Below are 11922 nucleotides of genomic sequence, written 5' to 3' on the forward strand. Positions count from 1 at the left end.
TTAACTTTCCTGTTGCATTGCTTCGAGCTCTTCCCATCGTTCGAAAGCAATTTCAAGCTCCTGCTCTAAAGCAGCCAGCTTATCTAATACTGTTTGAGTTTGCTCAACGGGCTTCGAGAAAAAGTCACTGCTGTTCACCGTCTGTTGCATCTGCTCAATCTCTTCTTCCAACTGCTCAAGCAGTGCTGGTAGAGTTTCAAGTTCGCGCTGTAGTTTATAGGATAACTTCTTCGGCTTAGCCGTTACAGGCGCGGATTTGAGACTTGCCTCAACTACCGGCTTCGCTTTTGCTGGTTTTTCAGGCGCTCGTGACTTCAAAACTTGTGCGCGTTGTTGCTGTGCATCGTGGTAACCACCCACAAATTCTTCAATTTTACCGTTGCCTTCAAAAATCCAACTGGTCATTACCGTGTTGTCCACGAACTGACGATCGTGACTCACCAACAATAATGTACCCTGATAATTGGCAAGCAAATCTTCTAAAAGTTCCAAAGTTTCGATATCTAAATCGTTGGTTGGTTCATCAAGAATCAGCAAGTTATTTGGTTTAAGGAAGATACGAGCCAATAAAAGACGGTTTTTCTCGCCACCTGACAGTGCTTTAACGGGTGTACGCGCACGGTGAGGTGCAAACAGGAAGTCTTGTAAGTAACTTAATGCGTGGCGAGGTTTACCATTAACAGTGACTTCTTGCTTACCGTCGGCCAAGTTATCGATCACTGATTTTTCTGGGTCCAGAATTTCGCGATATTGATCGAAGTACGCGACTTCTAATTTGGTGCCACAGTGCAGACGACCAGAGTCGGCCTCAAGGTTGCCAAGCAGCAATTTCAACAGTGTACTCTTACCACAACCGTTGGCGCCGATAAGTGCAATGCGATCACCGCGCATAATGTTGAAAGAGAAATCTGAAACAATCTGCTTACCATCAATCGCATAATGCAAGTTTTCCGCTTCGAAAACGATCTTACCTGAACGGCTCGCGTCGTCGATTTGAATAACCGCTTTACCCTGCACTTCACGGCGGTTTGAACGTTCTTCACGGAGTGCTTTCAGGGCGCGTACGCGACCTTCGTTACGAGTGCGGCGAGCTTTTATACCTTGACGAATCCACACTTCTTCTTGAGCGAGTTTCTTATCAAATTCAGCATTTTGCATTTCTTGCACGCGCAGCATCTCTTCTTTATCGACAAGATACTGATCGTAGTTACCAGGGAATGAGGCTAGTTGACCACGATCGAGGTCGATAATACGAGTCGCCATCGACTTGATAAATGCGCGGTCGTGGGAAATGAAAATGATCGAACCACGGAAATCTTTGAGGAAGTTCTCTAACCATTCAATCGTAGTCACATCTAAGTGGTTGGTTGGTTCGTCCAGCAGCAATACATCTGGGTCGCGAACCAGCGCACGCGCAAGTGCCGCTTTGCGCTGCCAACCGCCGGATAAATCCGTTAGTTTCGTGTGAGCATCAAGCTTCAGGGACTCAAGCACATTGTTAATACGATCTTCAAAACGCCACGCGTTTAAATGATCAAGTTTCTCTTGAACACGAGACAGTTTATTAATGTTCTTTTCGCTTGGATCAACTGCGATCAAATCCAAAATGTCGTGGTATTCTTTTAAGAACTCACCCACTTCAGCCAAGCCACCGGATACATAGTCAAATACGGTGCCTTCTTCATTACGTGGTGGATCTTGTTCTAAGCGTGAAACAACCACATCTTGGGTAATGGTTAGTTTGCCATCATCCATCAATACATCGCCCGCAATCACCTTCATTAGAGTTGATTTACCAGCACCGTTTCGACCAACAAGACAGACACGTTCGTTTTCTTGTAGGGCAAAATCTGCTTTATCGAGCAATGGGTGGTCGCCAAATGCTAGCGAGCCATTATTTATTGTAAGTAATGCCATTATTGTCTAACCAAATTTGTAATTGTGGTGAATCGAAAGGCCAATTGAGTTCATTGCCTTGATAATTGAGGACGGGAATCGTGACCCCGTAACGAGAGAATAGTTCATCGTCGAAGGCAATATCAACAACAGCAACTTCAATATCAAGTTGCTGTGTTAACTCAAATGCCATCTCACAGAGATGGCATCCTTCAGTACTATAAAGTGTAATCAATCCCTTGCCCTTATAGTGTTATGCGTCTTTATGGGTAACAAGCCAGCAGTTATGGATATGCTTGTTACGAGAGAAGTCCAAAGGCAACGTCTGTGCGGAAATGTTCTTCGCTTGTAGGCCCAGTTCTTCAAGTTGCTCAAGATCCATTTTGAACTGACGCTTGTTGTTCGAGAATACGATCGTGCCTTGTGGTTTAAGCAAGCGCTTCAGGTTTTTCATTAACTGAATGTGGTCACGTTGAACATCAAACGATTGTTCCATACGTTTTGAGTTAGAAAACGTTGGTGGATCAATGAAGATAAGATCGTAACTGGTGGTTGCTTTTTCTAACCACTGCAGGCAATCCGCTTGAACATATTGATGCTGGCGGCCAACTTGACCGTTTAGCTGCATGTTCTCTTTTGCCCACTCCAGGTAGGTATTAGACATATCGACAGTAGTCGTTGAACGTGCACCGCCATTCGCTGCGTGTACCGTTGCAGACCCAGTGTAAGCAAACAGGTTAAGGAAATCTTTACCTGCTGCCATTTCACCGAGGCGACGACGAGTCAATTTATGATCCAAGAATAAGCCTGTGTCTAAGTAATCGTGTAGGTTAACGATAAGCTTCGCACCATACTCGTTTACTTCCAGCTTTTCAGACTGTTGAGACAGTTTTTGATACTGTGAACGACCTTTTTGCTTTTCACGCGTTTTGAGTACCACTTTGTTCGCATTGGTACCGGTCACTTGGATAGATGCACGGATGATATCCGTCAGGCGACGTTTCGCTTTTTCTTCAGGAACATCTTTTGGCGCGGCGTACTCTTGAATAACCAATTGATCAAGATAAACATCGATCGCCACATTGTATTCAGGCAGATCCGCATCATAAATACGGTAGCAATCTAACTCTTCTTTGCGTGCCCATTTAGCAATTTTACCAATGTTCTTTTTCAGGCGGTTAGCAAAGTCTGGTGCAATCACAGTTTCAGTGACATTGTCACTACCTGCTTCTACAACGCGTGCCGAGATTTGGTAGTTCTTTTGGTGACACGGTAACGCACCATTATTCAATTTGAACTGCTTATCTGCACGCATACGCAAACAACTTAGCAACTCATCAGAACCAGAGAAGATTGATGCTTGGCAACCGCCAAATTCAGATTTAAGCTGCGCACCGAATGCGGTGTACAGTGCAATCAAACCAGGATGGCTACCTAAACGTTCACCATAAGGCGGGTTACAAACAATCACACCCTCACCAAACTCTTGTGGTTTCTTAAGCAGTGCAGCATCGCCTAGTTCAAAGTTCACGATATCAGCAACACCAGCACGGCGAGCGTTATCACGTGCGGTTTTTAATACGCGTTCATCGTTGTCGAAGCCAAAGAATTTAGTGTCAAGTTTATTGACGCCACGACGTGCTTGTACACTCGCTTCAGACTTCAACTCCATCCAAGTATCAGCATCAAAATCTTCTAGTGACTCAAAGCCCCAAGTCTTACGGTTCACACCTGGCGCCATATTAGCCGCCATCATTGCCGCTTCAATCACTAGCGTACCTGAACCGCACATTGGGTCGAGAAAGTTCTTACTCGCATTCCAGCCACTGCGCAGGATAACCGCCGCCGCTAGGGTTTCACGCAAAGGTGCACGACCAGCTTCTTCACGGTAACCACGCTGGTGCAAACCGCGACCAACCATATCGATACCAAGAATTGCTTTATCTTTATGAAGACGAACATGAATACGAAGATCAGCAAGATCTTTACTGATCGACGGTCTTGGAAGGCTCTTCTTAGTAAAGCAATCCACTATCGCATCTTTTACTTTCATTGCGCCGTATTGGCTGTTACGAATTTCATTGTTGGTACCGTTGAAATCAACAACCAATTTTTTGGAGCTATGGAAATGATTTACCCAGTTCACAGCCGAAGCCGCTAGGTACAAGTCCATGTCATCCTGACAGGTAAATTCAGACAAAATACGGACAAAACGTGATGCAAGGCGACTCCATAAACAACAACGATAGATCTGTTCGTTAGTTGCTTTGAATCTCACCCCAGCCTGCACTGGTTTTGCATTGGTTATGCCTAGTTTTGTAAGTTCTTCTACCAACAGGTTCTCTAACCCGTTTGAAGTTACCGCAAGATATTGATGCATAGTGTTCTAATGTTTGTTTGAAATGACCTCTCATTATACCCGACACAGCGCACATTTCGTTAATTGATTCGCATTTTTCTCACTCAAAAACCTTCAGACGCTCATCATTCCACCAGCCGTAAATCAACATCCCGAATTTTTACACTACCAACAGCCTCTCAAAATCTTTGACCAACAGTCAGCGCTCTCAGCGATAGTGAATGCTTATTCACGTCAAATCTGGTCTACACCAACTGTCATTTATGGTTGTAATTTAGTTACCAAAACCACCTAATTGGGGAATTTTCTATTTAGCGATGACTTAAGAAGAAATAATTGCAGCACAAAAAATGTCTAATTTGCGCAATTTTTGGAAGATTTATCACAACGACATCAACCCGATTGGAGGGTAATTAGCGCATTAAATGGAGGGGGTTCTCTATTGTTCGCACAATAGAAACAAAAAAAGTCGGCACTGGGCCGACGAGAAATGATACTAAAAGGAACGAAACTATCTCTAAGGAGAACTATCTACACGAGAAAAAGGTATTGAGGGAAACTACCCCACTAATCTCATTGGCTGCGTAAGGAACTGATGACTAATGATTTGCATACGGTCATGCATTACTTTTATCGCTTCGCCATATTGAATCGATTTGACGCCATTAAGGTTGAATTCGTCCAAATTAATTGACGCACAAAGACTGGCGCACTCACCCACTTCTAAAACGATAAAAGCACCGTGGCCATGGCTATTTTCTAATCTAACGAAGTCACCTTCAACCGGAGTACAAGAACCATCAGACAAGCTGTCAAAGAACCAGCTTTTCGGTTGTACCGGTTTGTGGAAGCGTTTTGCTGCAACACAGTACAATGCCAACTGTGCTTGCCTTGGTTCAGAGAGCTCTAGGTGAGCAATCTGTTCTTTATAAGTTTGGTAAGCAGAAGCATCATCAACCGAAAATTCATTGACGCCTACTGCACACTCAACAATCAACTTACGAGAAAGGTTTGTTTTGAATACCATTTCATTGCCGAGATCGAGCATCAAGTGCTGATCAGCATCATCATAGTACCAAGTCCATTTGTCACTGGGTTTAAGCATCGTCCAATCTCTATGTTTGGGTTAATTTAGGTAAAACGCTTAATTACCTTCCAACATTTAGCCAAAGTGTATGCTCAGACAGCGAAAAAAAAAGAGGAAATGATTTCTCACTTCCTCTTCGATAGAACTTATGTGAATCAGTAATTTATTGTGACAGCGTCACGACTGATTAGATATTTTTAACGATCTCTTTAACGAGACCTGGACCATGGTAAATAAATCCAGTATAAACTTGCACCAGTTTTGCACCCGCCATCATTTTCTCTTTCGCCGCGACAAAAGAATCAACACCGCCCACCCCAATAATTGGCAGTTTATCGCCCAACTCTTGATGAAGACGACGAACAACTTCGGTACTGCGCAATTGTACAGGACGACCACTTAAGCCCCCTGCTTCATTTGCATTTTTCATGCCTTCAACAATTGAACGATCTAATGTGGTATTGGTTGCAATGACACCATCAATGCCATTCGCAATCAATGACTGACAAATTTGGCTGATTTCATCATCGCTCAGATCTGGGGCAATTTTTAAAGCGAGCGGAACGTACTTATTATGTTGCTCAGCAAGTTCAGCTTGTTTTGCTTTTAATGAAGAAAGTAGTTCATCTAATGCTTCACCATACTGTAGAGAACGTAGTCCCGGAGTATTTGGTGATGAGATGTTTACAGCGATGTAGCCTGCATATTGGTAAACCTTCTCCATACAGATCAAATAATCTTCTGTGCCCTTTTCAATTGGTGTGTCCTTGTTCTTACCGATGTTGATGCCAAGTACGCAATCAAATTTTGCTTTCTTAACATTCTCAATCAGATGATCAACACCTAGGTTGTTAAAACCCATACGGTTGATAATACCTTCTGCATCAAGCAGACGGAAAAGACGAGGTTTATCATTACCAGATTGTGGACGCGGAGTGACCGTTCCCACTTCAATGAAGCCAAAGCCCATTGCATCGAATGCTTCAATACATTCGCCATTTTTATCCAGACCAGCCGCAAGACCAACAGGGTTACGGAAAGTAAGCCCCATACATTCTACTGGACGGTGTGGAAGTTGTTGACGATAGAAAAGATCGAGTGGAGTGCCGTTGAAACGTTTGAAGTTTTCGATTGCAAGATCATGTGCCTTTTCGGCATCAAGTTGAAAAAAGCCAGTCCTGGCTAGACGGTAAAGCATTGTGCCTCCGAAAGAAAAAAGCCCCGTATAAACGGGGACTTATTATTTACTCATTTGAAGAACAATTCAAATTTAAAAGCATTAATTCCCGCAATGCGACCGAGAATTTTGCAAATTCATGCACTGAGCCCACTTTAAACTCATTCAGAATGTTCTCCCAACGATGTAAAGAGACTTCATTCGAGCTAATCCAATCTTCTAATGCTTGAATTTCGTCGATCTCTTCGGGGTGGCAACCGCAACTTAAAACTTGTCCGGTAAGTTGACGTTGCTGCCAATCGAGATCTTCCCTAAAGGCTGCTCGTGCTAATGCTTGCCAATGATTATCTACCGCCTGGCCATTGATTTGTTTCAAGAACCAATGCAATGACAATCTATCACCTAAGTTAAAGTACAGTTTCGCGGTTTTCTCAATAGAAATGCCCTTTTCACGAGATACTGTAGATATATCCAGTACTGAGTATAAGCTTGATAAACGCGCCACATAATTGGCTAACTCTGAACAAATGCCTTGTTTAACCCAGACATCCGCAACATCGTTATGTTCCCTAACCTCATTTTCAACCAGTAAACTATCTAGAGAGGCTTTCACTTTTGATACATCAGCTTGGTACAACTCAATCAACGCTGTTACTGATTGTTTACCACTACGATTGCGAAGTAACCAACGAGACAATCGACGTAGAGTACGACGGACATAAAACATCATTTCATACTGAGCTGATGTGGATGCCGTGTTATCAAGTTCACGTAATTGCTTCATGACTTCCGCTAAACCGAAGATTTCTCTGGAAGCGGCGTAAGCATTAGCAATATCGACAACATTTGCTCCGGTTTCTTCCTGTAAGCGGGTCGCAAAATTGCATCCCATTTCATTAACCATTTGGTTAGCTAAAGAAGTGGCGATAATTTCACGACGTAATGGGTGGTCGGCCATTGCTTTTTCATAGTTACGTCGTAACTTAGTTGGAAAGTACTGAACCAGTTGTTCTGCATGATAACGATCGTTAGCGATATCTTCATGAACCAATTCTTCTTTCAACACCATTTTACCGTAAGCAATAAGCACGGAAATCTCAGGTCTGGTCAGGGCTAAACCTTGTTTTTCCCTCTCCAATAACGTTTCATCATCCGGAATGTATTCGAGTGCACGATCCAAATGTCCTGCTTTCTCTAAGGTATGAATAAAACGTATCTGTTCTTTGACTAAAGAAACGCCTTGATGCTCAGTCACTGAAATCGTTTCAGCTTGGCAATAAGCATCTTCTAATACGATCTCTCCTACCTCATCTTCCATCGACTCTAAGATCGTATTGCGCTGTTTGATCGTCATATCGCCATTCGCGACAAGACCATTCAAAAAGATCTTTATGTTCACTTCGTTATCGGAACAATCTACACCACCGACATTATCAACAAAATCGGTATTCACACGCCCACCAGCCAAAGCAAATTCAATTCGCCCTAGCTGAGTCATGCCTAAGTTACCACCTTCACCAACAATTTTGGCGCGTAGGTCGCGGCCATCGATACGCAGCATGTCATTGGCGCGATCACCTACATCGGTATGGGTTTCCGTCGCGGCTTTGACATAAGTTCCTATTCCGCCGTTCCACAGCAGATCAACCGACATCGTCAAGATCATCTTAATCAGATCATTCGGTGCCAATGATGCTTTCTTCGTACCAAGCAGTTTTTGAATTTCCGGCGTCAACGTAATGGATTTAGCTCGGCGAGAGAAAATGCCACCACCTTTAGAGATCAATTTCGGGTTATAGTCTTCCCAACTCGAACGCGGCAAATTAAATAGACGTTCTCGTTCTTGCCAACTGCTTGCTGAATCTGGTGTTGGATCAATAAAGATGTGCATATGGTTAAACGCTGCGACCATTTGGGTATGTTTCGATAGCAGCATACCATTACCAAAAACATCTCCCGCCATGTCACCAATACCAATAGCCGTAAAATCGGTGGTTTGACAATTAATGCCCATTTCACGGAAATGACGCTTAACCGATTCCCAGCCTCCTTTAGCGGTAATACCCATCGCTTTATGGTCATAACCATTTGAACCGCCGGAAGCAAAGGCATCACCTAACCAGAAGTTATATTCTGCCGAGACTGAGTTTGCGAGATCCGAGAACGTCGCAGTGCCTTTGTCTGCCGCTACAACCAAATAGGGATCATCTTCATCATGACGAACGACATTTGCTGGCGGAATCACTTCTCCTTCAATGATGTTATCGGAAACATCTAACAGTGCTCGGATAAAACGTTTATAGCAGCGTTGACCTTCAGCAAAAATTTCATCACGTGAAGTGAGATTAGGCTGACGTTTACAAACAAACCCACCTTTTGCGCCCACAGGGACGATAACCGTATTTTTAACTTGTTGTGCTTTTACCAAGCCAAGAATTTCAGTGCGGAAATCTTCTTGTCGATCTGACCAACGCAAACCACCACGGGCCACTTTACCACCACGTAGGTGCACACCTTCAATATCTGGTGCATAGACAAAGATTTCAAAAGCCGGCACCGGCTGCGGGATCTCTGGTATATCACGCGGTTTAAGTTTCAATGCTAACCATGGTTTCGGTTGCTTATTCTCATCAAGCTGGTAGTAGTTGGTTCGCAGTGTGGCGCTGATCATTTCCATATAACGACGAATAATACGATCGTCATCTAAGCTTTCGACCAAATCTAACTTATCGGTGATCTTTGCAATAATGTCGGCTTGCGCTTTTCCACTATTTTTCGCCTTTGGATCAAAGCGTTTTTTAAACAAGCTAACCAGATCACTGGCAAGATCTGGGTGATGCGTCAGTGTATCTTCGATGTATTGTTGACTGAATGGAAAACCGACCTGACGCATATAGCGTGCATAAGCGCGGAGAATGGAGATTTCACGTCCGGTTAGTGATGCTCCCAGTACCAGATGGTTAAATCCATCGCTCTCTAAATCACCATGCCAAACAGCTGAAAATGCTTGTTGGAAACGATCACGCGCTTCGCGAAGATCAACGCTCCTATCACTCTTATGAAGCATCGAAAAATCTAAGATCCAATAGACTTGTCCATTGGCCTTTCGTACTTCATAGGGTGATTCGCCGATCACACGCAAACCCAGGTTTTCGAGCATCGGCATCACATCAGAGAGATGGATTGGTTCATCACGATGATAGAGTTTTAGGCGTACCGCTTTCGAATCTTTGGTTAACTCTTGTGGCCGGTAAAACAGCATACCCAATTTATGATCATCACTGAGTGACTCTAAACGTTCAATGTCTGCCACCGACGAACCCGGCATTACATCTTCTTTATATGAACGTGGAAATGCACGCATATATTCTTTGGAAAGTGGCAGTCCTTTACTCTCTCCGTAGTTAGCAATGATCGCTTCTGACAAACGGTCATCCCAAGTCGATGATGCTTCCATCAAGTTCCGTTCTATTGCTTTGACATCAATATCCATATTGTTGTTATCTACCCGAACGATATAGTGAGTTCTCGCCAACGGGCTCTCTGAGAAGTAAGTGGTAAATTCCACTTCTTGTTCACAGCCAAAATACTGTTTGAAAATACGTTGAGTCTGACGACGAAGCTCGGTGTTATATCGATCTTTTGCCACATACACCATACAGCTAAAAAAGCGACCAAAAGGATCTCGTCGAACAAACAGACGCAGCATGTCTCGGTCTTGCATTTGTACGACGCCCATCCCGACTTCGAGTAACTCTTCTTCGCGGGCTTGCAACAATTCGTCGCGTGGATAATTCTCTAGAATATTGTGTAGTGCTTTGTAGGAGTATGAACCTTGACGATAACGACTAGCCGTTAAGATGCGCTCTACTTTTTCTCTAATCAACGGAATACCAGCCACACTCTGGTTATAAACCGCAGAGGTATAAAGACCAGTAAAACGGTGTTCACCAATCACTTTGCCATCTTTATCAAATTTCTTAATACCAATATAGTCTGTATAAGCGGGTCGATGTATACGCGAAGGCGTGTTGCCTTTGGTAATGATGAGTAAAAATGGCTTTTGAGCTTCTAGGCGTGCGGAATCTGGAAAATCAGAAAGCTTAACACTGCGTACGTGACGAGGATTGGAAAATAAGCCGAGCCCTTTCTCTTGTGTTGGGCAGAGTTCAATCTCATCTTCGCCATTCACAAGGTCATATTCTTTGTACCCCATAAAGGTAAAGTTATGATTCCCTAACCAGCGGAGAAATTTGATCGTTTCATCATAATGATCACGTTCGATCTCAAACTTGCCCTGTTGCTTCTCTACTTGATCCGTCACTTGTTTAAGTTTGTCGACCATCTTTTTCCAATCAGCGACAACCAACTCGGTATCGCTCAAGATACTAATGAGCTCTTGTTTTAAGGAACTCATTGCTTCCTTATCACTTAAGCGGTCAACTTCGATATGGAAAAGTGAGTACATTTCTCCCTCACCATTATTGATACCGACGATATCACCATGCTTAGAATGTTGTACTTGAGTTGGTCCATGAAGCATTAAGTGTGATGCGAGATCGAGGCGGGTCAATGCCATTTTTACCGAATCAACCAAAAATGGGCTATCGTGCACCACAATTTCCACAATAGTGTGCGTCGATTTCCAGCCTTGGCGACTGACTGTTGGATTGAATACGCGAACCGAAAATTCATTCGCCTGTTTATCATTGATATGGTGCCATAGGCTAACAACTGCACCATAAAGATCAGATTCATTTCGTTCTATCAAATCGTCATGGGCAATATTACTAAAAAAGTGTTGAGCAAGCTGGGTTACTAAAGGTCGCTGAGCAAGGTCGAGTTTGTCTTGAATCAGTTGATAAACTTTTTCAAGCAGCACCGGCATTAAAGTGTCACGCGCGGTCATAATCACACTCCACTATTAGAATAGTATTTTGTAGGGATGTCATAAGGCACCATTGCTAGTTCAAAACTGGCGAGTTAAGCCTAGCTAGTTTAAGCATAGTGCTTTATGCGTTTGATGCCGTTTTATTGTATCGACATTGCTGTGTGAAGGTTAATGTTTTGTACGCAGTGATAGATGAAATGTTTAATAATGTGATTGCAGTTATGTTTAAACTTCTAACAAATCAGTGCATCACAGAACTTCTAACTTAACAAACTTATTATTTTGGTCAGTTGTTAATCGAAAACGACCTTTAAGACCTAATTGTGTAAGGAAAGGTCTAAAGCGAGAGGCTGGCAATTGTATACGTAATCCTGTCTCCGTTACGACTAAGATAGATGTTGCCGCTCCGCTATAATGGGCAACATAAGTTTGGTATGGGATATCTAATCGAAAATGGTAATAATTCATATAACTGTATAAATAAACAGTACCACGTAAAAGTGGCACTGTTT

7 protein-coding genes are annotated in these 11922 nt (G+C 43.2%); all 7 read right to left on the reverse strand.

The window, feature by feature from the left end; all coding sequences use genetic code 11:
• The 7 genes from RH86_RS05015 to RH86_RS20090 all read right to left on the reverse strand — a co-directional run bounded on the left by RH86_RS05015 (window position 1) and on the right by RH86_RS20090 (window position 11878).
• The gene (locus RH86_RS05015; protein ID WP_009385347.1) at window positions 1–1917 is read right to left on the reverse strand and encodes an ABC transporter ATP-binding protein; all 1917 of its coding nucleotides are present in this window, start codon (window positions 1915–1917) and stop codon (window positions 1–3) included.
• On the reverse strand, window positions 1895–2131 hold the full coding sequence (locus RH86_RS05020; RefSeq protein ID WP_081467382.1) for a glutaredoxin family protein: 237 nt from the start codon (window positions 2129–2131) through the stop codon (window positions 1895–1897). The genes RH86_RS05015 and RH86_RS05020 overlap by 23 nt, the downstream gene beginning before the upstream one ends.
• 18 nt (window positions 2132–2149) lie before the next feature.
• Window positions 2150–4276 (reverse strand): bifunctional 23S rRNA (guanine(2069)-N(7))-methyltransferase RlmK/23S rRNA (guanine(2445)-N(2))-methyltransferase RlmL, encoded by a 2127-nt coding sequence (gene rlmKL, locus RH86_RS05025; protein WP_009385348.1) that lies wholly within the window; start codon window positions 4274–4276, stop codon window positions 2150–2152.
• 538 nt (window positions 4277–4814) lie between these two features.
• Window positions 4815–5360 (reverse strand): cell division protein ZapC, encoded by a 546-nt coding sequence (locus RH86_RS05030; RefSeq protein WP_005597422.1) that lies wholly within the window; start codon window positions 5358–5360, stop codon window positions 4815–4817.
• Between the two features lie 169 nt (window positions 5361–5529).
• Window positions 5530–6540: a quinone-dependent dihydroorotate dehydrogenase gene (pyrD, locus tag RH86_RS05035; protein WP_009385349.1), complete on the reverse strand. Its 1011-nt coding sequence runs from the start codon at window positions 6538–6540 to the stop codon at window positions 5530–5532.
• Window positions 6541–6586: 46 nt separating this feature from the next.
• Window positions 6587–11428 carry an NAD-glutamate dehydrogenase gene (locus RH86_RS05040; protein WP_009385350.1) on the reverse strand — a complete coding sequence of 1614 codons (4842 nt, stop codon included), beginning with the start codon at window positions 11426–11428 and terminating at the stop codon, window positions 6587–6589.
• A gap of 231 nt (window positions 11429–11659) precedes the next feature.
• A complete protein-coding gene (locus RH86_RS20090; protein WP_005597429.1) occupies window positions 11660–11878 on the reverse strand; it encodes a DUF2835 domain-containing protein in 219 nt (72 codons plus the stop codon).
• Window positions 11879–11922: the final 44 nt, after the last annotated feature.

The organism is Vibrio sp. N418 (assembly GCF_000222565.1).
GTDB lineage: Bacteria > Pseudomonadota > Gammaproteobacteria > Enterobacterales > Vibrionaceae > Vibrio > Vibrio scophthalmi.

Coding starts and splice junctions, on each gene's coding strand:
- RH86_RS05040 (WP_009385350.1), bottom strand. CDS start 11,428: ATGACCGCGCGTGACACTTTAATGCCGGTGCTGCTTGAAAAAGTTTAT.
- RH86_RS05015 (WP_009385347.1), bottom strand. CDS start 1,917: ATGGCATTACTTACAATAAATAATGGCTCGCTAGCATTTGGCGACCAC.
- RH86_RS05030 (WP_005597422.1), bottom strand. CDS start 5,360: ATGCTTAAACCCAGTGACAAATGGACTTGGTACTATGATGATGCTGAT.
- RH86_RS20090 (WP_005597429.1), bottom strand. CDS start 11,878: ATGAATTATTACCATTTTCGATTAGATATCCCATACCAAACTTATGTT.
- rlmKL (WP_009385348.1), bottom strand. CDS start 4,276: ATGCATCAATATCTTGCGGTAACTTCAAACGGGTTAGAGAACCTGTTG.
- pyrD (WP_009385349.1), bottom strand. CDS start 6,540: ATGCTTTACCGTCTAGCCAGGACTGGCTTTTTTCAACTTGATGCCGAA.